Source organism: Phaeobacter cretensis, from assembly GCF_047372505.1.
Taxonomy (GTDB): Bacteria; Pseudomonadota; Alphaproteobacteria; order Rhodobacterales; family Rhodobacteraceae; genus Phaeobacter; species Phaeobacter cretensis.
Window position 1 is genome coordinate 63,966 of record NZ_JBKBEU010000003.1, and the last position, 23,683, is coordinate 87,648.

General features: G+C 58.6%; 17 protein-coding genes. 3 read left to right on the forward strand and 14 right to left on the reverse strand.

Annotated features, from left to right (window positions below):
* Positions 1-19: 19 nt before the first annotated feature.
* From ACEWZM_RS20060 to lpdA, 3 genes are all read right to left on the reverse strand, one after another.
* Positions 20-1,396: an alanine/glycine:cation symporter family protein gene (locus ACEWZM_RS20060; RefSeq protein ID WP_414008363.1), complete on the reverse strand. Its 1,377-nt coding sequence runs from the start codon at positions 1,394-1,396 to the stop codon at positions 20-22.
* Between the two features lie 154 nt (positions 1,397-1,550).
* The gene (gene lipA, locus ACEWZM_RS20065) at positions 1,551-2,513 is read right to left on the reverse strand and encodes a lipoyl synthase (protein ID WP_414008264.1); all 963 of its coding nucleotides are present in this window, start codon (positions 2,511-2,513) and stop codon (positions 1,551-1,553) included.
* A gap of 32 nt (positions 2,514-2,545) precedes the next feature.
* Complete coding sequence (gene lpdA / locus ACEWZM_RS20070) at positions 2,546-3,928, reverse strand: dihydrolipoyl dehydrogenase (protein ID WP_414008265.1); 1,383 nt, start codon at positions 3,926-3,928, stop codon at positions 2,546-2,548.
* Positions 3,929-4,093: 165 nt separating this feature from the next.
* Between lpdA and ACEWZM_RS20075 the strand changes: the two genes are divergently transcribed.
* Positions 4,094-4,705, forward strand: coding sequence for a helix-turn-helix domain-containing protein (locus tag ACEWZM_RS20075; protein WP_414008266.1), 612 nt, complete (start codon positions 4,094-4,096; stop codon positions 4,703-4,705).
* A gap of 255 nt (positions 4,706-4,960) precedes the next feature.
* The gene (locus tag ACEWZM_RS20080) at positions 4,961-6,070 is read left to right on the forward strand and encodes a Gfo/Idh/MocA family protein (RefSeq protein ID WP_414008267.1); all 1,110 of its coding nucleotides are present in this window, start codon (positions 4,961-4,963) and stop codon (positions 6,068-6,070) included.
* A 77-nt stretch (positions 6,071-6,147) separates the two neighbouring features.
* On the opposite strand, the gene ACEWZM_RS20085 is transcribed toward ACEWZM_RS20080, so the two are convergent.
* Complete coding sequence (locus tag ACEWZM_RS20085; RefSeq protein WP_414008268.1) at positions 6,148-6,441, reverse strand: DUF2218 domain-containing protein; 294 nt, start codon at positions 6,439-6,441, stop codon at positions 6,148-6,150.
* Positions 6,442-6,704: 263 nt separating this feature from the next.
* Between ACEWZM_RS20085 and ACEWZM_RS20090 the strand changes: the two genes are divergently transcribed.
* Entirely contained in the window at positions 6,705-8,543 is a 1,839-nt protein-coding gene (locus tag ACEWZM_RS20090; RefSeq protein WP_414008269.1) for an ABC transporter ATP-binding protein, read from the forward strand.
* Between the two features lie 84 nt (positions 8,544-8,627).
* Here the strand turns inward: ACEWZM_RS20090 and ACEWZM_RS20095 are convergent, their stop codons facing one another.
* The 10 genes from ACEWZM_RS20095 to speA all read right to left on the reverse strand — a co-directional run bounded on the left by ACEWZM_RS20095 (position 8,628) and on the right by speA (position 23,411).
* Positions 8,628-9,458: a sugar phosphate isomerase/epimerase family protein gene (locus tag ACEWZM_RS20095; protein ID WP_414008270.1), complete on the reverse strand. Its 831-nt coding sequence runs from the start codon at positions 9,456-9,458 to the stop codon at positions 8,628-8,630.
* Positions 9,455-10,759 carry a DUF6005 family protein gene (locus ACEWZM_RS20100; RefSeq protein ID WP_414008271.1) on the reverse strand — a complete coding sequence of 435 codons (1,305 nt, stop codon included), beginning with the start codon at positions 10,757-10,759 and terminating at the stop codon, positions 9,455-9,457. The genes ACEWZM_RS20095 and ACEWZM_RS20100 overlap by 4 nt, the downstream gene beginning before the upstream one ends.
* The gene (locus tag ACEWZM_RS20105) at positions 10,756-12,000 is read right to left on the reverse strand and encodes an AMP-binding protein (protein WP_414008272.1); all 1,245 of its coding nucleotides are present in this window, start codon (positions 11,998-12,000) and stop codon (positions 10,756-10,758) included. The genes ACEWZM_RS20100 and ACEWZM_RS20105 overlap by 4 nt, the downstream gene beginning before the upstream one ends.
* A 1-nt stretch (position 12,001) precedes the next feature.
* Positions 12,002-13,747, reverse strand: coding sequence for an IucA/IucC family protein (locus ACEWZM_RS20110; RefSeq protein ID WP_414008273.1), 1,746 nt, complete (start codon positions 13,745-13,747; stop codon positions 12,002-12,004).
* Positions 13,734-15,509, reverse strand: coding sequence for an IucA/IucC family protein (locus ACEWZM_RS20115; protein WP_414008274.1), 1,776 nt, complete (start codon positions 15,507-15,509; stop codon positions 13,734-13,736). Before ACEWZM_RS20115 ends, ACEWZM_RS20110 begins: the two co-directional genes overlap by 14 nt.
* A gap of 349 nt (positions 15,510-15,858) precedes the next feature.
* Positions 15,859-17,847 carry a TonB-dependent receptor plug domain-containing protein gene (locus tag ACEWZM_RS20120; RefSeq protein ID WP_414008275.1) on the reverse strand — a complete coding sequence of 663 codons (1,989 nt, stop codon included), beginning with the start codon at positions 17,845-17,847 and terminating at the stop codon, positions 15,859-15,861.
* Between the two features lie 188 nt (positions 17,848-18,035).
* Entirely contained in the window at positions 18,036-18,896 is an 861-nt protein-coding gene (gene speB / locus ACEWZM_RS20125) for an agmatinase (protein WP_414008276.1), read from the reverse strand.
* Positions 18,893-20,065, reverse strand: coding sequence for a carboxynorspermidine decarboxylase (locus ACEWZM_RS20130; RefSeq protein WP_414008277.1), 1,173 nt, complete (start codon positions 20,063-20,065; stop codon positions 18,893-18,895). Before ACEWZM_RS20130 ends, speB begins: the two co-directional genes overlap by 4 nt.
* A gap of 166 nt (positions 20,066-20,231) precedes the next feature.
* Entirely contained in the window at positions 20,232-21,443 is a 1,212-nt protein-coding gene (locus ACEWZM_RS20135) for a saccharopine dehydrogenase family protein (protein ID WP_414008278.1), read from the reverse strand.
* 75 nt (positions 21,444-21,518) lie between these two features.
* The gene (speA, locus tag ACEWZM_RS20140; protein WP_414008279.1) at positions 21,519-23,411 is read right to left on the reverse strand and encodes a biosynthetic arginine decarboxylase; all 1,893 of its coding nucleotides are present in this window, start codon (positions 23,409-23,411) and stop codon (positions 21,519-21,521) included.
* Positions 23,412-23,683 lie beyond the last annotated feature (272 nt).

Here is a 23,683-nt window from a genome sequence, read left to right on the forward strand (position 1 = left end):
CGGTGTGGATTGGTTTAGATTATTCTGCTGCGCCTTTGCTCGGCTCTTCCGTTTGTCCGTTCGAGGCGAAGAACTCTTTCGTCACCTTGAAGACGATTGGGCTCAGCAGGGCGAGGGCGATCAGGTTGGGAATTGCCATCATTGCGTTCAGAGTGTCCGCCAGCAACCAGATGAAGCCCAGATCGGCAGTAGCACCGAAGTAGATCGCAAGGATCCACAGTACGCGGTAGCCGATCAGCACTTTGGCTCCGAGCAGGTAGCCGACGCATTTCTCACCATAGTAGGACCAGCCCAGAATGGTGGTAAAGGCAAAGATCGACAGTGCAATGGCGATGACATAGCCGCCAAAGCCGGGTAGCGATGTTTCAAAGGCCAGTGACGTCAGTGCGGCGCCGCTTTCACCCGAGGTCCATGCGCCGGAGGCGATGATCGCCAGACCGGTAATGGAGCAAACGATGATGGTGTCGATGAACGTACCCAGCATAGCGATCAGGCCCTGATTTACCGGGCCTTTGGTCTCGGCTGCGGCATGGGCAATCGGAGCGGATCCGAGACCGGCCTCGTTCGAGAAGACACCACGGGCGACACCAAAGCGGATTGCTGCCCAAACAGCGGCACCGGCAAAGCCACCCTCAGCGGCCGATGGGGTGAAGGCGTAGGTGAAGACCAGACCCAGAGCGTTGCCCAGCTGATCTGCATTGATGATCAGAACCAGAAGACCGACGGTGATGTAGCTCACGGCCATGAATGGCACCAGTTTGCCAGCTACGGCACCGATGCGCGTAATGCCACCAAGGATAACGGCACCTGTCAGAACCATCAGCACGATACCGGTGATGGAGGTGTTGAAACCAAAGTTGGTTTCAAGAACCTGCGCGACGCCATTGGCCTGTACGCCGTTGCCAATGCCAAAGGCAGCGATTGCACCAAACAGGGCAAAGGCAACGCCCAACCACTGCCACTTCGCGCCAAGGCCATTCTTGATGTAATACATCGGGCCGCCGACATAGTTGCCCTGATCGTCCTGCTCGCGGTATTTCACTGCCAGAACCGCTTCGGCGTATTTGGTGGCCATGCCCACCAGTGCGGTCATCCACATCCAGAACAGTGCGCCCGGGCCGCCAAGGAATACGGCCGTAGCCACGCCTGCGATGTTACCGGTGCCGATGGTGGCCGACAGTGCGGTCATCAGGGCGTTGAACGGGGTGATCTGGCCTTCGCCATCGCCGGCTTCGCGGCCTTTGAACAATAGGGCAAAACCGGTGCCGATGCGCAGAATGGGCATCAGCTTCAGTCCGATCTGCAAGAAGAGGCCGACACCGAGAATGAGAACCAGCATCAGCGGGCCCCAAACGATGCCGTTGATATAGCCCACAATCGAATTTAAAATTTCCATATTTTTCCTCCCTTTAGGTGGTCGTCTTTGGCGTTGATTTTCCTATCCCGGCCTTTGCTGCGGTTGCGACCGGTGACAAGTCGTTATCTGGGGATTAACCCTCCTGCCGCGACCGACCAGTCGCGGGGTAATCCCTAATCCGAGAGTTGAAAGGTTACCGGCCAGCCCCCGATGGGCTGCTGACCAGCTGTTTGTTGCGTGCGTCTTTCAAGGCGGCGAAATCTTCGTCCGCGTGAAATGATGATCGGGTCAAAGGCGTAGCCGAAACGCCAAGGAACCCTTTGCTTCGGGCCATCCGTTCGATCTGTTCGAATTCATCGGGGGTGACAAATCGGTTAATCGGGTGGTGCTTCGGTGTGGGCTGCAGATACTGACCTACGGTCAGGAAATCGACATCCGCCGCGCGCAAGTCGTCCATGACCTGACGCAGGTCTTCCAGCGTTTCGCCCATGCCGACCATCAGGCCAGATTTGGTGAAAACCTGAGGATTGGCGCGTTTTGCATCATCCAATAGGCGCAGCGAGCTATAGTAGCGCGCGCCGGGACGGACCCGTGGATAAAGATGCGGCACGGTCTCAAGGTTGTGGTTGAACACATCCGGCGCGGCATCAAAGACGATCTCCGCAGCATTGCCCTTGCCCAGAAAATCTGGCGTTAGCACTTCGATTGTGGTGTCCGGCGTCTGGTGGCGTACGGCGCGGATGGTCTGGGCAATATGTGCGGCCCCGCCATCCTCCAGATCGTCGCGGTCAACGCTGGTGATCACCACATGGCGCAACGCCAGTTTCTTCACCGCCTGCGCAACACGGCCCGGTTCGAACGCATCCAGCGCATCAGGGCGACCGGTGGACACATTGCAGAAGGAACATCCACGAGTGCAGACCTCGCCCATGATCATCATGGTCGCGTGGCGTTTGGACCAGCATTCACCGATATTAGGGCAGGCGGCCTCTTCGCAGACGGTGGTCAGATTGTGATCCCGCATCAGGCGGCGGGTTTCAAAATACTCAGCGCTTTCGATCTTTTTGCGGCGAATCCACTTGGGTTTGCGTGGGATCTCGCTATCGGCCTTATTCAACTTCTCCGGGTGGCGGAGCCGGGGCATAGGAACGTTCATCTGAGTACCTCCTTAGGCAACGAGACTTGAGATCAAGCGTGAATAGCCCGGCCCATGGCATCAAGGCAGGCTTCTTTCACCGCTTCGGCCATGGCAGGATGGGCGTGGCATGTGGCTGCCACATCGGAAACAGTGGCGCCTTTGGTCATTGCCAATACCAACTCGGCGATCAGATCGCCGCCATGAGCGCCACATATATGCGCCCCGAGGATCTGCCCTTCAGGCGTCGCCAGCACTTTGACCGCGCCATCGGTTTCTCCCTGCGCACGGGCGCGGGAATTTGCCATGAAAGTGAATTTACCGACGATATACTCAGCCCCGGCCTCTTTCAGCGTCTCTTCGGTTTGGCCGACAGAGGCAACTTCCGGGTCGGTGTAGACGATGCCCGGCACCGTGCCGTAGTCCACGTGCCCAGTTTGACCGGCGAGCATTTCAACACAGGCAACACCGTCTTCCTCGGCTTTGTGGGCCAGCATCGGGCCGGGAACGCAATCGCCGATGGCATAGATGCCTGGCACCGAGGTAGAGAACCTTTCGTCTACTTCCACAAAACCGCGTGCATTGATGGAAGCACCCAAAGCCTCCAGCCCGAGGCCACGGATCACCGGGCGACGCCCGATGGCGATCAGCACCTTATCGGCGACCAGTGTCTCTTCCTTGTCTTTGCCAACCCGGTCCAGTGTCAGGGTCAGGTCGTTTTCGCCACGGTCGATATGTTTCAAAGCGCGACCCAATTGAAACTTCAATCCACGCTTGGACAGGGCGCGCTGCGCCAGCTTGGCGATTTCGCCATCGATGCCCGGTAGGATGCGGTCTAGATACTCGACAACGGTGACCTTGGCTCCGAGACGGGACCAGACCTGACCCAGTTCCAAACCGATGACACCAGCTCCAACAACAACCAGATGCTCAGGAACCTTCGCCAAGGTCAAAGCACCGGTGCTGGACACGACATCAATTTCATCGATCTCTACCCCTGGCAGCGGGGTGGATTCGGATCCGGTGGCGATCAGAATGTTCTTGGTATCATAGGTGTCGTTACCCACCTGGACCTTGCCGACGGCGGGGATGCTGGCCCAGCCTTCGATCAAATCAACGTTGTTCTTCTTGAACAGGAAGGCGATGCCCTTGGTCAGGTCGCCGACAATTTTGTCTTTCCTTCCCATCATAGCGGCCAGGTCCAGGCTAGCGCCTTCTATGGCGATACCGTGTCCGGCCAGCTGCGACAGGCTTTCATATTTACCGGAGGAGGAGAGCATTGCTTTGGATGGGATACATCCGACGTTGAGGCATGTGCCACCCAATGTCCCGCGCCCTTCGACACAAGCAACCTTGAGGCCGAGTTGTGCTGCGCGAATGGCTGCTACATAGCCACCTGGCCCTCCACCGATAACGATCAGATCGTAAAGGCTCATATCCTGCCCTCCAATATTGCCTGCTAGGGTCATTTGCCCCCAACACTCACATATGTTTCCTTTAAGAAACTTTTCCCCAATAAGCAATATCTGGTTTAACATGGAAACTTTGACGAACTCGTGAGGGGAGTTTAAACATGGGGAAATTCAGGAGATTGCACGCCTATGGAACCCATCAACCCAGACGACGGTGCGCCCGCAGCAGAGATCGTTGAAGCCCCGGACGGCGATGCGCTTGGGAAAATGATTCGAGAATCGCGCAAGGAAAAGGGCCTGACTTTGGAAGAGGCGGCCAAGGCGGCCAACATCGGCCGATCTACCCTTTCTAAGATCGAGAACAACCAAACCCGCCCGAGTTTCGAGATTATTCGCCGCCTGATGCAGACGCTGGATCTGCAGACACCACAGTTGTTTGTGCAATCAGCTCAAAGCGATATTTCAGGGCGGCGTGATTACACCCGCAAAGGTGAGGGGGAGCATCAGGAAACCCCGACTTATGATCATGAATTGCTGTGTACGGAACTGACCAGCAAGCGGATGCTGCCCTATTTCAGCCATATCAAAGCGCGGGATGTTTCGGAGTTTGAGACCTGGATCCGCCACAGCGGCGAGGAATTCATGTTGGTGATCAGTGGTGAATTGGTGCTTTACACTGAACATTATCGGCCCTTGTCCATGAAGGCCGGGGATACCGTCTACTACGACAGCGGAATGGGCCATTGCTGTGTATCGACCAGCGAAGAGGATGCACATGTGCTCTGGGTCTCGCTGGACTGATCGGGGCTTTGGCGAATGACAGGCCTCTGGGCGTGGACAGTTTGATTGTGAGAACATTTCACTAAGATAACGCAATATTTCTATGATCCTTTGGCAGCGCTGAAATGGATCTATCATCAGGACAAGATGTTGGGCGAGGCCGCCTATTGAAACGCCATCTGTTCGAGGTCACCGACAAGGCTATTGCTGATGCTGCGGGGGCCTAGGCGACAAGGGAAAAATTCGGGAGATGCTTGGATTATGAAGACAGATCGCATGAAACGCTTGAAATTGGGCATGGTCGGCGGCGGCCAGGGTGCTTTTATCGGAGCGGTGCATCGTATTGCGTCACGCATTGATGATCGATTTGAATTTGTGGCGGGTGCCCTGTCATCTGATCCCACCCGTGCCGCCGCAAGCGCGGCAGAGTTGGGGCTAGCGCCCGAGCGCAGTTATGCCGGCTATCAAGAGATGGCCAAGGCTGAGGCGGCCCGCGATGACGGTATTGATGCCGTGGCTATCGTCACGCCTAACCACTTGCATGCAGGTCCCAGTGTCGCGTTTCTTGAGGCGGATATCCATGTGATATGCGACAAACCCCTCGCTGCCAGTACGGCGGAAGCGGATGCAATCAAACAGGCGGCGCATGCCAGCAGCGCACGATTTTTTCTGACTCATAACTACACTGGATATCCGCTGATGCGGCAGGCCCGCGCCATGGTTGCGCGTGGCGATCTGGGTCAGATCCGATTGGTTCAGGCAGAATATGCACAGGACTGGCTGACTGATCCTATCGAACAAGATGGCCATAAGCAGGCCGCATGGCGCACGGATCCAAAACAATCCGGGGCGGGTGCTATTGGCGACATTGGCACCCATGCCTTCAATCTGGCGTGTTTTGTCAGCGGCCTTAAGGCGGAGGCATTGTCGGCTGAACTGCACAGCTTCGGCACGGGGCGCAAGGTGGATGACAATGCCCATATCATGCTGCGTTACGAAGGCGGCGCGCGGGGCATTCTCTGGGCAAGCCAGATCGCTGTCGGATGTGAGAACAGTCTGCGCTTGCGGGTTTTTGGCGATAAGGGCGGCATCGAATGGGTGCATGAGGACCCCAATCAAATGACGTTCACCCGCTTTGGAGAGCCTAAGCAGATCCTGACCCGTGGTGGGCCTCGCATGGGGCCAGACTGGACCCGCGTCCCCCCGGGCCATCCCGAGGGGTATCTGGAAGGTTTCGCGACGCTTTACGCTGATATCGCCGAAGCAATTTCCACCAACATCGATAACCCCATGTTGCCGGGCCTTCAGGCAGGACTTGATGGGATGTGGTTCATCTCGGCGGCGCAGAACTCATCGGCTGAGGACGGTGCTTGGATACACCGCTAGCTGTTGTGCCTGTTCTGAACCGACTATTTTGGTGCGGATCACTGTGCCATGGTTTCGCCGCAACATCAGAGGCGTGATCAGGCCTCAGTGGATTGCCATGCCATTGCCTCGAAATCTTCGCGAAAGGCAAAGCGGGCCAGATGCCTGTCAATGATTTGACGGGCGTCGGCGAGCTCTTCGGCGTTGGGGGCAGTGACCTCGGCGGTTAAGGTTCCGCCGGTAGCGTGCACGGTGGCAGGCCCCATTCCCAGCGCTATGGTGCCGTTGGTGTTGTCATGTTCCACCGCTACCTTGTGGGCGAAATGCTTGCAGAGCTGCTGCAGGTATTTTTCCGAATTCGGGGTGTCAAAATGACCTTTGTCAGTGAGCATTGATATAAACCTTAGTTTTTTAGTAAGATAGCGGCAATTTATCGCTTCTCCGGCGGCTTGCAAGCGGAATAGCGGTAGCTATTTGCGGCGTGAGTGCGTTTCCGCTGCTGACAAAGCGGCGACAGCCGCCTACAAGGGCCGAGCTGCGGTGCAGGCATGGTCCGAGCCCTTGTCAGGAATGGTTCCGCTTTGCGGACTGGCAGGCGGGCGGAAACGGCGACCCACATCTCAAGCGGTTCCATCTAATCCTTGAGAGGCTTCCCATGTTCCGGGCTTTTGAAAACCTTGTTGATCCTTTTGCGGCTGACCATCAAGCGCCGCCACGATCCACTTTGCGGCGGTATCTGGTGCAGCAGCTGACCCCTTACCGCAAATGGCTACCGCTGATGTTTGCCACAGGGGTGCTGACGGCACTGATGGAGAGCGGATTGATTTTCTATTCCGGCCGGGTGGTTGATCTGATGGCAGAGACCGGCGCGGGCACATTCTGGGCTGCGCATGGCAGGGAGATGCTGCTGGCGCTGTTCTGTGTGCTGATCCTGCGGCCATCGTTGGTGGGGCTTAACCATCTGCTGCTAGAGCAGACGCTGTCGTCGAACCTACAGGAACAAGTGCGCTGGCAGGCGCATCGGCATCTGTTGGGACAGTCGGCAGGGTTTTTCCAAAATGATTTTGCCGGACGGCTCAGCAACCGCGTGATGCAGATGGGCCCAGCAGTGCAGGACAGCGTGCATATGCTGTTTGAGGCGGTTCTATTTGCGGTCACCTATATGATCGGTGCGGTACTGGTACTGTCGCAGATCGACTGGCGGTTGGCAGTGCCGCTTGTCCTGTGGGTTGGGCTTTATGCGGTTTATGTGCGCCACACCGCGCTGAATGTCGCGGCAACCGCGGAAAAATGGTCCGATGCACGGTCTGCGGTGACCGGGCGGATTGTTGATGCCTATGGCAATATCGAGACGGTAAAGCTGTTTGCCCGCGACGGGCAGGAACAGGCCTATGCGCTGTCGGCGTTGCGACGGTTACGGGTGCGGTATCAGCGGTTTTTGCGGATGATGACGCGGCTGGCGTTCGGCAGCATTGCCATTAATGGTGTGCTGATCCTGATCGTTGTGGCGCCGGCCATATGGCTGTGGATGCATGGGCATGTCAGCGTAGGTGAAGTGGCGGCGGCATCGGCGCTGACGATCCGGCTTAATGGCATGAGTGGCTGGATCCTGTGGGTGACGATCCGGTTGTTTGAGAACATGGGTGTGATCCGCGAGGGGTTGCGGTCCCTGTCAGCAGAGCATGATGTCCGGGACGTGCCGGGGGCGAGACCATTGGAGGTCCGCCGTGCAGAGGTGCACATCGAGGGGCTGCGGCACCACTATGGCAATACGCAGGGCGGTGTGAATGGTATAGATCTGCATATTCCAGCAGGTCAGAGGGTGGGAATCGCAGGGCCTTCAGGGGCGGGTAAGTCGACCCTAATCAACTTGCTTTTGCGGTTCCGTGACCCTGAAGGTGGGCGCATTCTGATCGACGGGCAGGAGATCAGTCAGGTCAGCCAGGATAGCCTTCGCCGCCAAATTGGGGTGGTGACGCAGAATACTTCGCTGATCCATCGATCTGTGCGGGCCAATATCCTTTATGGTAACCCGGGCGCCAGCGAAGTGGCGATGATCGCCGCAGCCAAGCGGGCAAAGGCGCATGATTTTATCATGGCGCTGCGCGATCAGGAGGGGCGCACCGGCTATGACGCGCATGTGGGTGAGCGCGGCGTGGCCTTGTCCGGTGGGCAGCGTCAGCGGATCGCCATCGCACGGGTGGTGCTGAAAAATGCACCGATTCTGATCCTCGACGAGGCGACCTCGGCTTTGGACAGCGCAGTGGAGGAGGCAATCCAGAAGACGCTGTTGGATGTAATGCAGGGCAAGACAGTAATTGCAATCGCCCACCGGTTGTCGACGATAGCGCAGATGGATCGGATCGTTGTGCTACGCGACGGAGAGATTGCCGAGGATGGTAGCCATCAGATGCTGCTAGCGGGGCAGGGGGTCTATGCCGGGCTGTGGCAGCGCCAGGCCGGAACGCCGGAACGGGTGCCGGAGGACGCTTGATTTTCAGTGCTCTGATGGAAGGAAAAGAAAACCCGGTGCACAGTATAAGGCGCACCGGGTTTTTTAGGTTAGGTCTGGAGTTGTTCAGACTGCTTCAGGCATGTTCTGGCGGGTTTCGGCTTGGATCTGGAGAACATCTCTTTTTAGAGTCTGGAAAACGTCATCTCCGAACCATTCCAAGGAAGCCTCGCAGGTCGGATCTGCGGACATTGCGACCAACAGCGAAGTGTAATCATAGGCGCCTTCAAACAATGGTACCATGCCGTCGCGACTGCCTGCGGCGCTGTAGACATTGCCGGGGGCAAAGACAGTCAGACGATCGCGGACAGAGACGTTTTTCAGATGGTAGTGGGCAATGCGGGGCAACAGGATGCGGCGGGCCTCGATCGGGTCATCGCCGCCTTCCCAAACGTGCAGAGCATCAAAGTTGATGGCCAGTGCCTCGTGATCGGTGGCGTCAATTAGATCGCAGGTGTCCGCCAATGTATCGGCCAGGGTACCAGGGTGAGTTTCCACCAGCAACCGCAGCCCGTGGTCGGCGGCAATGATGCAGGCCTCGCGCAGGGCGCAGATGGTTTGGCGGCGATCTTCGGCTGTCGCGTCAGCGCTGGATTGTTGGCCAGCAAAGGTCCGCATTTTACCCGCGCCCCAGGTCCGGGCCTGACTACACAGCGCCAGGGTGCGGCTGCGTAGCAGATCAGGATCGTGCAACGGCAGGTAGTCACTGATCATCGGCACGGATAGCCCCTGCGCCGCCATCCACTGCGCATTGTGAACCGCAAGCGGCGGCTGACTGCGAGCGTGAACACCCCACAGTTCAATCCCCTGAAATCCATTATCACGGGCCCAAAAAGCAATATCTTTGAGCCCGATCAGCTGGTGGCGGAACGAGATTGTGCAAAGGGATACTCTCATGCGGGAACCTCCTGCTGCTGCGTTTGCTCGGCAATGGGAGTGGGCAGAAGGGTAGATGACGCTGGCAGATTGGCCGTGCACCAGGCCTGAAATTGAGTGTGAAGCGCGGATTTGATGGTGAATTCGAGCTGATCCAGTGCATCCAGTGCTGCGAACAAGTCGGGGATCAGTGCACGGTCAGCGGTATGTGCGACACGGGCGGCCAGAAACTGCAGTTTACGGAAGCTCTCGCACAAGGCCTCAACCCGATCGCATTCGGCATCGAAGGCCTCGAACGGGGTATCCAGTTCTTGCCAGAAGAAAGCAAAGGCGTGCTCATAGGCGTATTTGCGCAGGGAAAGCACTGGCATTTCCCGCACGGCGTGACCCAGATCTGCCAGCGTGTGTGCGGGTTGACAATGGTATTCAAAGATCCGCCGCAAGGCCGAGGTCAGTAGGTTGTCATCTGTGCGGAAGGTTTCTGTGAAATAGGCAGCCAAATCGGCGGGGTGCGGCGCCTGTGCTTGGCTGCTGTCCATGATGTAACCGCCCGCGACGGTAGGTTGCGCCATAGCATTGAGAATGGTTTCGCGCGGTAGATCCCCGCGCCAGCGGTAATCCGGATCAACGAGGTGCCAAATGTCCGGGTCTTCGGTCAGTTCGATGATCACAAAATGTGGAAAGGGGTTCTGGTTGTACTTATTTTCGCGTTCCGGCAGATGGTACATGTCTAGGAACACCACCAACTGCTGATCATCGTTTTTGCTGGACAGAAGCTGTTCAAAGCGGATCAGGTTCTGTTCCTTGGTTTTGCTATGGTCATACCATTCGCGCACTGGAATGTTGTACAGGCGTTCGACCCACCGGGCGTAGAGATCCTGAGTGATCTCTTCGCTGTGGTAGGCGAGCTGCATTTGTGGGGTTACGGCAAAGCCGCTGTCCCAGGTGCCAAAGTAGAACGGCCGGAAATTCAGGTGATCATGTCTGCGGATCGCGGCGCAGAGGCAGCTTACAAAGCAATGCACGGTGATTTCGCTAGGAGCAGGTGCGTCACCGTCATCTGCGGCTGGTTCGGGTGTTTCGCCCAGCAGCATCCGGATCAACCCGTCAACGGTGCTGAAATCGTTCTTGGTCAGCTCGCGTTCGGGCATTTCGATCCCGTGATCTGTTTCCAAATGCAGCATCAGGTTGATCAAAATCACCGAGTCGATGTGCAGGTCGTCATTCAATATGGCCTGTGAGGTGAAGTTCTGCATATGCGGGTTGATGAGTGGTCCGGTCAGGGTCTGGCGGATGGCCTCAAAGATCATGTCATAGGTCATGCGGGGACGGCCTCTGCGGTTTCGGTAGGAGCGTATTGTGCGGCGATCTCACGGCGGCTGATCTTGCCGTTGGCCTGACGTGGCAGGGCGGGCAGATGCCGGATCAGGGCGGGTTGTTGGTAATCCGCCAGCGTGCTGCGGCAAGCCTGGCGCAGGTCGCCTTCGGCGGCATTGCCTGCGTAGATCAATCCGACACGGGCGCCGGAGTGCGGGTCGGTGATGCGAAAGGCAACGGCATCAGAGACGCCGGGCAACGCCATTGCTGCCTGTTCTACATCCTGCGGATAGACGTTGAAGCCCGCCACATTGATCATGTCGTCAGCGCGGGTGGTGAAAATCAGCATACCGTCCGTGTTGAGGTGACCGAGATCGCCAGTATCGATTGTCTGCCCTTTGGCGATGATGCGGATAACCTCGGGTGTATCGTTATGGCCTGCGGTCAGGGTCACATGGGGCAGCGGGCGGCCCACGTCCGTCGGATGCTGCAGATCCTGGTTGATGGCGACGCAACCTGCTTCTGAACAGCCATATTGTTGGAACAGGTGGGTGGTGCGGGAGCGGATCAGCTGGAACCAGCTGTCTGGCAACACCGTGCCGGAGGTGTTTGCCGCATAAAGCTGCTGCTCTGCGGGCATAAGACGCGCTAGTGTGTGCAGCATCGCAGGTGAGGTATAAAGCAGCGGCTGGCCCGTTTCGCGCAAACGCCGCAGGATGTATTTCGGGTTCAAGCTATCAATGATGACCGGCACGTGCCCGCGGTATAGAGCCACAAAAACGCCGGCAATCAGCCCGTAAGAATGGGTGACGGGGCAGGCAATTACCGGCGTCATCGCAGCGCTCGCTGTGAAGAAGGCCGCGTAGCTTTCGACCTCTACCGCGATCTCAGCCCAAGTGCGGGTGATCACTTTGGCAGCACCTGTGGTGCCTGAACTCATCTGCACCAGAACGCCGCCGCGGGGGATGCTGTCAGTTTGTGGGATTGCAACTTGCTTTAACCCGTCGCTGAGCATCACGTCGCAGCCTGCGGCCTGCGCCATGGCGAGAGCGGTTTCCGCCGGGATGTCCGCATGGATCGGAAAGACGCCGGCCTTCTGCGCACGAAGGTACAGAAGCGCGGGCAGTGCGGCGCCGGGGTTCTGCATGTGCACACCATAGCGGTGGCCCGCAGGTTCGGTCAGGACGCGGTCCAGCCGCGCCGCCAAAACCGAGGGGTCAATGGGTGTGTCGTTCAGAACAAACATGTCAGTCATCCTTTGCGGTGGCTAGAGAGTTGGCTATCAGGTGGCCGTGCTGCGGCGTATCAGGGTCTATCTTGCGAGAAATCAGGCTTTCGGCACGGATCTGCGGTGCAAACGGTATCAGTGCGGCTTCGCGGTCCTGCAGCCCCTGCTCGGCGGCATAGCTATCCAACCGGGCGCGTACACGGCGCCAGAATGTGCTTTCGGCAAAGCCATAGTGGCGCTGCAGTAGGGCAGACAGATCGGCCAGGTTAAAGACAAACAGTGTGTCCATTACCAGCCAACGTAGTTCCTCTGGGCTCGACATCCGGTGGAATCGATCCAGCGGGGCGTCGGCATAGGCCGGATCGATCCGGGCCAGATCCGGGCAGAGATCCGGACGCGGTAGCAGCGCGTACACGTATTCAAGGCTTTCGTGGAAGTCACGAGCTATCAGGCCTGCGGGCCAACCGTCCTGATGATGCAGGATCAGGTTCTGGCCGTGCGCCTCCAGCCCGATGCCGTGGGCCACCAAGAGATGCCAGACGGGCAGCACGGCGGTTTCGATCAACTGGTCCAGCCAAGGTACCAGCCCGTGACGCCTGATCCAGGGTGCAATCAGCGGTGTGCCGTCGGGCTCAGTCAGCGCCAGCCCGTTGAACGGCATCATACTGTCCGCGGGCAGGCCCAGCGATAGCGGGCTTTGCCGCCAGATTGCGGCCAGATGTCCATCCAGAGCGGTGCCACGACCTACGGTTATGGCGGCGTATTCCGGTAACAGTGTCAGCGGGTAGCGTCGGCTGAACAGAGGATCACTGTCTACCACATTCCCTAGCCAATGAGAGATGGCAGGAGCCACGGTGACGGATTCTGGCGCAAGAGTGCGCAGCGCAGAAGTGTTGCGTATCGCCATGGCGGTTTTCACGTGGGCACTGGCTGGGGTATCGGCGTTCATCAGCGTGCGCACCGACTGAGTGGCGCGGTAGGTTTCGCCAATCGGGCCTATGTCTGCCAGTCGTCCGGCACGACGCCAATCGCTAAATAGGGGATCACCTTGCAGCTTAGCGTGCTGCCATGGGTGCAGTGGCAGCAGGCGGAAGCTGTCCAAAGGTACGCCCAGCTCTGCAGCCAACACAGCGATGCGCTGCCATTCGGCGTGGCCCAGCTCCTGTTCCCAGAAATCCGGCGACGGCAATATCTGCTGCACCAGTGAGTGATGGAACAGCACGCCTATCAGACGAAATGTTCCGCCAGCCTCTGGTCCGTAGGCCAAGTGGTCTGCGTCAGAAAAACCGCTGCGGGCCCTGAAGCAGGGGTGATATGGGTGGCCTTCGTAAAGAGCGGTCTCCAGCGCCGGTAGGGGCAGGGTATGGCGCCGCGCGATTGCCGGGAACAGCTTTGCGGTCAAATCGCTCAGGTGCTTGGTATGATCGAGATCAGCGCGCAGTATCTCCAGCGCGTCCGATGGGTCCGCAACCGCAGCCAGTACGTCATCGGTGTCTGCCGCGCGCCACTTTCCATCGCACCGTGTTTCGATGCTGCCCTCCTGCAGTCGGTAACGGCCAAAGGCGCCGCGTCGTCCGCAGGCGCGGAACTGTGATTGGCGTAGCGACCATGACAGCGATTGATCCCGCCTGATATGCAGGGCAGTGGCCCAACCTTCGCACAGGAGTGCCTCGCAGAGTTGGCGCAAAACGCGGGGGGCTGATGCCGATACGGTCTGCGGGGCAGAGGCTGTCGAGATTTGCTCTAGGGTGTCATGCAGGGACATCAGCAAGCTCCGCCACGGGCTGGGTCCGGACCGCAGCGATGGGGTTCGGCATTTGCAGAAACATCCCTTCTTGCGCGGCGGTTTCCAGTTCATCGACATTGTGAACGCGGGTCAGCAGGTTGGCCTTTGTCGCCAACACCGGAGCCGTGAGCAAGTATTGGACAAAACCCGCTGCAGCGCCGTCAAAACGGGCTGCGGCCGCTGTCAGCCGGTTGCGCAATTGCAGTAGCAGAGTTGTTTCCGTGGCCAACCCGTCCCGCCCGAGACGGCGGATCACGGCAAAGATTTGATTGACCACCAGGTAGTAGGCCAACCGCTCATTGATATGCGCACGCGGGTAAACCAGTGCGGGTTGGCCTGCTAGTGATGGCTCCAGCGCGCAAAGGCGCGGGAAGGCGTCCTGGGCAATGAAGTAGCCTTGGTTGTCGCGGTAGTAACCCCGCGTGGGTAGTCCGGTTCTGAGGTCCAGCAGGCTGTTCTGCTGGTGTGCTTCCAATGCGATACCGTGCCGGTCATAGAGTTCCAAAACCGGGTCCAGCATGCACGTGAGGTAGGCGTCGTACCAATTCTTCGTGGTCTGCGCCGCTGAGTGGCCACGTTCCGCCGACAGCCGTTTGATGACGTTGGTCAGCAGCGCAGTGCGGCCGGGCAGTGGATCGGCGGTGAGAGCGGCGAGGTTGCAAATGCCGTTGTCCTTGTCGCCCATGAATGGGTTCTCGCGGAAGATCACCTCAAACCCGCTTTCGCGGCGGTTTGGTAGATTTAGGGTGAGATAGGCCGGGTCGTTGATGATGCGGAACCTCGGGCTTTGCTTGTCCGCCTCAAGCCTTCGCAGCAGCCGGGCCATGGAGACGCCGGTGTCCAGCTCGCTGTGCAGTGTGACGCGCAATGAGTTGGTCAGCCGTACCGGGATCGAGAATTTCAGCATCCAGGGGCAATCCGGTGCAAAGAGCGTGCGGACAGAGGAGGTGGCAGCAAATGAACAACCGCCCGTGCCCAGGTCGCGCAGTCTGCCGGAGGCAATGAGGCTCTGCACTTCGGGGTCAAGCCGCAGCATCTGCGCCTGTAGCGGATGCGCAGGGATCAACACTTCATGCGGTTTCGGATCGAAGGTGTTTTCGATACCGGGGATCTGGCGGACCATGTCCGTGGCGGCGGCTTCAGCTGAGCCCTGCGACACCAGACCGTTGTCTGCTGCAAAATAAGTCAGCGGAAACTGGCCGCCGTATTCGGGCGCATAGGTGCCCTGCTGCCAAGAGGTCAGCCCGTCGCGGCTTTTGGGGGTGGGGTGCAGCCAGTGGCCATAGGACAATGCCTGTTCCGCCGCCAGAAAACCGTCTGGTTCCGGGTTATCTGCATGGGTCTGCAGGATCTGCTCGATCTCGGCATTGCTGTTGAATACGCCGCGCAGGAATTCCGGCAGCTTGCCGGGATCGCGAGCGTTGTGATGTGCAAAGCATTCTTGCGCAATCAGGCTGATCACTTGCACTGGCGCGGCGGCCTGCCAGGCGGGAGTGCCGGCAAAGCGAATTTGCGCTGCGCCGAATTGATGTGGTCCCGACTGGGAATAATATTCGACTTTTACGCGCAGGCGAGCGGGGACATGACTAAGCGGGATCTCAACCGAATCGCGGTTGCCGGACAGGCATGCCCCAGAGGGTGCTATCTCACGCAGGAAGGTGTTCAGAAGCGCCTGCAGCGACGCGGCCTGTGAGGCCTCGGCAGTGCATTGGACGGGCTGATTGTTTTGTTGGAGGCTCATTGCGAACCTTCCGGCTGGATGCGGTAAAAGAGAGAGGCTGGGCGCATGGTGCAGATGTTTCCCGTAGCCGTGGCACGCTAGACATAAGACCCCGGCGCGATGCCGGGCCTTTAGGCGGGCCGGGTCAAATTTCGACAAGAACTAGCGGGATGGCTGGCTGCGGAGCGGCGCCGGCAAAAGGCCGAGCGTCTGGTGTGAAGCGGAATTCACGATCCTTTTTTAGCCCTTAGGGCAAGGCAGTGAAAGCAATTACTGACTATTTTTGTATGATTTATTGATTGCGGCGAAAACCCGCCAGAAACTACAGGAAATGAGCGGCAGCACCCGTAGAGGCACTGCCGCAGAGGTTTTAGAATTTGAGCGTCGCAACAACTGTAATGTTGCGGCCTGGCTCATTCAGCGTGGAGACCGCGTCTGAGGTGTATTCGGTGCCATAAGTCGCGCGGTCGGCGTATTGTTTGTCAAACACATTGTCGATCCCGGCTCGGAACGTCAGGCCATCCAACGCCGGCGGGCTGTATTCGGCAAAGAGGTTCAGCACGTTGTAGCCAGGCTGCTTGCGTGTGTAGGATTCACTCACACCGTTGTCATTGGACAATGCGGCCTCGATGCTGCCGCCGACCAGCAGATTCATGCTTGTGATTTCGTGCTGGACTTCAAAAGCAAGCACCTCGCCGACCGGGGTGCCAGAGTCGACCAGATAGAAGCTTTCAGCTGCTCCGCCGTTGAATTCAACATCGCTCTTGTTCATGGTGAAGCGGGCAAAGCCTCTGTCCCAGCCGTAGGTGGCGGAGAAGTTGAAACCTTTACTTTCAAAGTCATCACCGGAGACGATACCACTGCGGGACACGCTGCGGACATTGTCGATGTTTGTCTTGAACAGCTCACCGCCCAGGGTCCAGTTGCCGCGCTGCCAGTCGGCGCCAATTACGATGTTCTTCGCGCGCGATGCCCTCAGATCGGAGTAATCCCAAGACCGGTAGAACAGGAAGTTGTCTTCCAGATCATAACCGCCGAACACGTTGGAGTAGCCAGCCCGCAAGGACAATGAATCGGTCACGTCATAGACCACCGACAGGTTGCCGCTTGCGCCGGAGACGTCGCCGGTAAAGGCGGTGCCGGTTTGGGCGAAGTCCTGACCTGTGAAATCCTGCCAGTCATAGCGCAGACCTGCTGAGACGCTGAGGCGATCTGTAGGCTCCAGACGGGCCTGGGCGAAGATACCTATGTTTTTGCTTTCCTCGCCGGTCCTGCCGTTGGTCCAGGTGGCATTCACCGAGCTTTCGCGTTTCTGGTAGTCGACACCGGCAGTGATGGTGTTGTTGTCCGACAGGTGGAAATCATTCTTCAGCGTAAACGAGTAGGTTTGCGAGCTGGTGGAGGTTGAATCGCCCCAAGGATCTAACGGACGATCTACATTGATTTCGGAAAAACCTAGCACCACAGACGGATCCCAGAGACCGGTTTCATTGCCGTTTTCGTAGCGCAGTGAGGCGATGCGGCGTTTGGTCAGATAGCTTGCAAAGTCGGCGCCGCTGCTGGGGCCGAAATTGGGCCGGATATTGCGGCGTTCGTTGTCCTCTGCCTGCTGCAGCGACAGCTCGACCCGGTCACCCTGATCGCTCTCGTAGGCGAATTTCATCAGGCCCGCAGTCAGGTTCGCGTTTGAGCCAGTAACCTCATTGCCGGCACCATCGTCATAGCTGTCGCCGATAGCGCGTTTGACGTAGCCGAGGATTTCAAAACCGCGATTGCGGGCCGCGAGAGTCAGGGAGCCTTGGGCGGTACCGCCATTGCTGGAATAAGACAGTCGGGACTGGCCGCCAAAGGTTTCACCATCTTCCAGGATGTCCTCGGCGTCGATTGTTTCCATCACAACGCGTCCAGCTAGCGCACGGGGGCCGGCATCTGCAGGGGCAATGCCGGGATCAACACGGACCGATTTCATCAGGCCGGGGTCGAAGGCGTTGGCGCTGACGTGGTGGAAGGTGCGGTTGTTCTGGCTGACGCCATCGACCTGAACCGCCAGGTTCAGCATGTCGACGCCGTTGACAAAGATTTTCTGCGCAATCGGGATGCCGCCGCCGACAGAGACCGATGCGATGCCAGCAAAGAGATCCTTTAGATCGCCCATAGCGGCGCGTTCGATTTCGGCGTCAGCTACATAGACCGACGTGGCGCGATCGGCGGCGTTTCCGCCGGGATCGCGCTGTTTGACCACGATCGGGTCCAGTGACAGGACCTCGGTTTCCTCGGCCAGTGCAGTGGACGCGGCGATGAGTGTCAGGGCAGTGCTGCACAGCAGCCCGGACAGGCGGATGTTGGAAGTTCGTGCCATAATAAACCCGTTTTCGTGAGAGATGTTAGCTTGGGTTTATTCCTGGCTGGCCTTGTACAGGCTCAGGTCTCATAGGGAGCAACTGCGGCGGGTGCAAGGCCCCTCCGGAGAGTTTTTACACTTCTATGGTTTTTGGACAGCGTCGTTCGGGCCGCGCGCTACAGACCGACCTGCCGCGCGCGGCCATGTCACTTGGCGGCGACGAAAGACATCAGCGCATAGGTGATCTGAGCGGTGGTGAACTCCGACACGCGGCTGTCTGCTGTCGGAGCCAGCTCCACGACGTCGCAGCCCGCGAGATTGCGGCCCGCGAGCGCGCTCTGCACAATGTTGAGCGCCTGATAGTACCCCAGCCCACCCGGCACGGGGGTACCTGTCGCGGGCAGGATCGCGGGGTCCAGTCCGTCGACATCAAAACTCACATAGATGTCTTGGGGGAAATCGTCCGGCAGGGTTACAGAATGGATATTGCCGGTGACCAGTTCTTCGGCGTCGATTGAGACCAGGTTGCACGCGCTGCGGCGGTCGACTTCCTCTTGGCTCATAGCGCGGACACCGTATTGTGCGATACGGATACCATCCTCTTCTGCCAGTAGCTGCATCACGGAGGCATGGGAGTGACGTTCACCCTGATAGGCCTTGCGCAGGTCGGCATGTGCGTCGATTTGAATGATGCCGATCGGGCGCCCCAAGGCCCGTGCCACACCGCGCACCGCACCATAGCTGAGCGCGTGTTCACCTCCCAGCGTCACAGGTACAGCACCTGCGGTCACTGCGGCCGCGGTGCGGGCGGCGATGCGATCCATGACCGCGGGCAGGGGGCCAGTGCAATCAACGGCCTCTTCAGTGACGATGCCTGCAGCGCAGGGTTCGACGCCCCGATATAGACGCTCGAGTTCGACACTTGCTTGCAGAATGGCTGTGGGTCCGCCCTCGGTACCGGCGCCATAGGATACGGTGCGCTCCAATGGCACCGGGATCACCCTAAACCGTGCAGTGGCGGGATCGCGTTCGGCGCCGCTCAGCTCACCTTCGAGAAAATAAGTCATGACAGGCGGTCCTTGAAGTCGTCGTAGGAGGGTCTGCGCAGCATCGTCAACGCATCGGTCTCGGAGTTCCACAGGGCAATTGCGGGCAAGGGAACGCCGTTGAATGTGTTGGTTTTGACCATCGAGTAATGCGACTGATCAAGAAAAGCGATGCGGTCGCCGGGCTGCGGCGGCGCGGCAAAACCATAGTCGCCAATCACGTCGCCCGCCAGGCAGGATGGTCCGCCCAGCCGGTGTGGTGGTACGTCCTGAACTTCGCCCAGCAGATCAGGCCGGTAGGGGGCTTCGATCACGTCGGGCATGTGGCATGTGGCGGAAATATCGGTGATCGCCAACGGCATGGAGTTCTCTGTCACATCGAGGATTTCACCCACCAAGATACCGGAATGCAACGCAACAGCCTCGCCCGGTTCAACGAAGACCTCGACGTCGTATTGTTCCCGGATGCGGCGCAGCAGTGCGATAAGCCCGGCGCGGTTGTAGTCCGGCATTGTGATGTGATGGCCGCCGCCGAGGTTGATCCATTTCAGTTGATAAAGACGATCCGCCATCTTTGCTTCGAGCGCGGCAAATGTGCGTTCCAGCGGTTCGAACGCCTGTTCGCACAGCGTATGCATGTGCAGGCCCTCAATGCCGTCCCAGTTCTGATCCGTCAACTGTGACACCGGGGTGCCAAGGCGCGAGCAGGCAGCGGTAGGGTCGTATTTTTCGTTCCAGCCCTCGGAGTGCTCGGGGTTCACACGCAGACCAATGGAGATGTTCTCGTCGCCAGCACGGGCCTCTGCGATCAGCGGCGCAAAGCGGCGGTGTTGGGCGGGTGAGTTGAAAATCAGGTGATCCGACAGACGAATGATTTCGGGAAGGTCATCGGCCTTGAAACCTGCGGAATAGGTGGTGACCTCGCCGCCAAATTCCTCACGCGCCAGCCGTGCCTCATAAATCCCGGAGGCGCAGGTGCCTGCAAGATAGCGGCGCACCAGCGGGGCGACGGCGAACATCGAAAACGCCTTGAGCGCCAGCAACACATGGGCGCCGGAGGCATCGGTCACTTGTTTCAGGATCTGGAGGTTTCGCTCGATTGCCACTTCATCCACCACGAAACAGGGCGAGGGGACACGGGTGAGGTCGAAGCCGGCAAAGCTGTCGGTGGAGAGCGCTTTGATATCCATGGCGGGTCTTTCGTTGCGGCGGGATCGGTGCGAGTTGGCTTCTGCTTGCTGACAGAAGTCCTGGGGGCAGAACCGGTATCAATTATTGCACGGCGTGCTTTTGGCAAAACCAGTCCATATGTTTGGCTGCGGGCAGGCTTTGCCCGCAGCCGGTGTTAGGCGGAGATCAGAAGTCTGGATGGCCGTCCAGTTCAACGACTTGCCAGGGCAGGCCGTCGGTGTTCAGCATCTCCATAAAGGGATCTGGATCCAACTGTTCTGTATTCCATACGCCTGGCTCACGCCAGGTGCCGTTCATCACCATAGCAGCACCAATCATCGCCGGTACGCCGGTGGTATAGGCAACTGCCTGGCTGCCAACCTCGGCAAAACATTCCTCGTGGTCGCAGATATTGTAGATGTAATAGGTCTTCTCTGCGCCACCGTCCTTGGCCGGGCCGGTGATGATGTCGCCGATACAGGTCTTGCCCTTGGTCAGTTCACCCAGTTCTGATGGGTCCGGCAGCAGGGTTTTCAGGAACTGCAGCGGGATGATTTCCTGGCCGTTGTGTATTACCGGTTCAATCCCGGTCATGCCGACGTTCTGCAGAACGGTGACGTGGTTGATATAGGCGTCGCCGAAGGTCATCCAGAAACGGGCGCGCTCGATCTCAGGGAAATGGGTCGACATTGACTCCAGCTCCTCGTGATACATTAGGTACATGTTTTTCTTGCCCACGGCGGGGAAGTCGAACTCATATTTATGGGTCATGGCTGGGGATTCGACCCAAGCACCGTTTTCCCAGTGACGGGCGGGTGCGGTGACTTCACGGATGTTGATTTCCGGATTGAAGTTGGTGGCAAACGCTTTGCCGTTGTCGCCGCCGTTGCAGTCCAGCACGTCGATCAGGCGGATACCGTCCAGTTTGTGCTTGCGCACCCAGGTGGCCATGATCGAGGTGACGCCCGGATCAAAACCTGCGCCCATGATCGCGGTCAGGCCCGCTTCCTTGAAGCGCTCCTGATAGGCCCATTGCCACTTGTATTCGAACTTGGCCTCGTCCTCGGGCTCATAGTTGGCTGTGTCCAGGTAATGAATTCCGGCCTCAAGGCAGGCGTCCATCAGGACCAGATCCTGATAGGGTAAGGCCAGGTTAACCAACAGTTCCGCACCGGTTTCCTTGATCAACGCCACGGTGTCGGCGACGTTCATCGCGTCCAGCTGTGCTGTACGGATAGTGATGCCTGTACGTGCCATAACATTGGCCGCGATCTCTTCGCATTTGGAGACCGTACGGCTGGCAAGGGTGATCTCCTTGAAGATCTCCGGGTGCATGGCCATTTTGGTAACCGAGACGGATCCGACGCCGCCGGCGCCTACAACCAGAACCTTTTCCATGTGTTTATTCCTTTGCAGTGGGGCCGCAGCCCCGTTGTTCCGATATGCCCCTGGGTGGTCAGCCGGGAGGCGATTTCAGTCGAAATAGGTGCTGCCTGCCAGGCTATCCTTGTAGGCGGCAATCATCTGGCGACGCTCTGCAGCATTGACCCGGCCGGATTTCACTGCCCGTTCCACCCGTTTACGGAAGGTCTCAAGGCATTGCCGCGGGTCGTATTCTACATAGGACAAAACCTCGGCGATAGTGTCGGCTTCGGTCTCGTGCTCGATGTCAAAGCCGCCTTCGCCGTCCAGTGATATTGTGACCACGTTGGCGTCACCAAAGAGGTTATGCAGGTCGCCCAGTGTTTCTTGGTAGGCGCCGACAAAGAACACGCCGATCAGATAGGGTTCACCCTCCCGTAGGTCGTGTACTGGCAGCGCGTGGGCGGTGCCGTCGGCCAGAATGAAGTGATCCACCTTGCCGTCACTGTCGCAGGTGATATCGCTGAAGATCGCGTTGCGTTCAGGCGCTTCGTTCAGGCGCTGCAGCGGCATGATCGGATGCAGCTGGTCAATAGCCCAGACATCCGGCAGCGACTGGAACAACGAGAAATTCCCCAGATAGTGGTCGGTAAAGGCCCCAAGCGCGCCAGCTGCTTCGGCCAGGCTTTCATCGGTGCGCGCTGCCGCTTTGAACAGGCCGGCCAGATATAGGAAGCCCTGCTCGGCACGCGATAGCTGCTCCAACCCGATCTGGCCACGGCGAAACAGTGCCCGCAGTTCATCCCGGTAGTAGATCGCATCGTTCAGCGCCTCCTGAAAGCGGGGGCCGCTGATGTAGCTTTCCACTGCCATCAGGTCGGAAACCAGATGGTTGTCATCCGGGTGCACATCCGGCTTTTGCGGCGCATCATACAGAGTGGCGCTCAGCACCTCGAAAATGAAGATCGAGGAATGTGCGACCACGAACCGGCCGCTTTCGGTAACAATTGTGGGATGGCTTATGCCTGCCTCATCCAGCGCATAGCGGATGGTTTCAACGATGTTGGTGCAATATTCGTCGACAGTGTAATTGACCGAATTTTCATCTGCGCGGCGTGCGCCAGTGTAGTCGACGCCCAGCCCGCCACCCAGATCCATATGCGTCAGCGGCGCACCCATGCGGGTCAGTTCTACAAAGAAGCGGCAAGCCTCGTCAGCGGCGCGGCGGATATCAAAGATGTTGGGCACCTGGCTGCCAAGGTGGCTGTGCTGCAAAACCAGACAATCAAGGAAACCGCTATCGCGTAGCCGTCCCATCAGCGTTACCAGATCGCGCGCGCCCAGACCAAAGGTGGAACGGTCTCCGGAGCTCTCGCTCCATTTGCCGGTAACCCGCTCTGTCAGCTTGACGCGCACGCCCAGGAGCGGACGGATATCGAGATCCTCTGCCACCCGGCGGACGATCTCGAATTCCTCCAGGGTTTCGATCACGATGACCGTGTTATGGCCGAGTTTGCGCGACAGGATCGCCAGCCGGACGAATGCTTCATCCTTGGAGCCGTTGCAGATCAGCAGCGCGTCCTCTGGCAGGGGTTGCGACAGGGCAATCATCAGCTCCGGCTTGGAACCTGCCTCCAACCCGTAGTTGAATTGCTGGCCTGCGTTCATAAGGTGCCCGATCACCTCAGCCTGCTGGTTCACCTTGATTGGGAAAACGCCGCGGTACTGGCCCTTATAGCCTGCGGTATTAATCGCGCCATTGAAAGCATCATGCAGCTGCGTCAGGGATTGTTCCAGAAACTGCTGCACCCGCAGCACCACGGGTGCGGAGATTCCACGCGCTTCAATCGCTTCCATGACCTGTGGTAGGGGCGTGGGCTTGGCGTTCGGTGCCAGTGGCAGCCGCAGAGCGACTGCGCCGTCACGGGTCACCTCAAGCATGCCGCCGCTCCAAGCGTCGAGGCCATAAAGCCCTTCAAACGTCTCTGCTCCAACGTTGCTCATCGGCTGCGTGCCCTTGCCGGGCATTTCGGGAAATCTGAGGGAGAGAGATAGTGCGGCATCGCGAGGCCTTTCTGTCCAGAGTTGCGGGGCTGGGAAGTGCAAAGCTGACGGAGCGTAAAGACGCCTTGTCAGTTGCGTGACCGTGCGGTGGCCGCTTCCTACAATCGGTGGTCGTTTGCATCAAGAGTTTTTCTGCGGGTCGTGCGGTGATTTGCCTGCTTTCCCACAGCAGTTGCAGCTTCTGTCAGTCATTCCGCTAACAAAATGGCGGT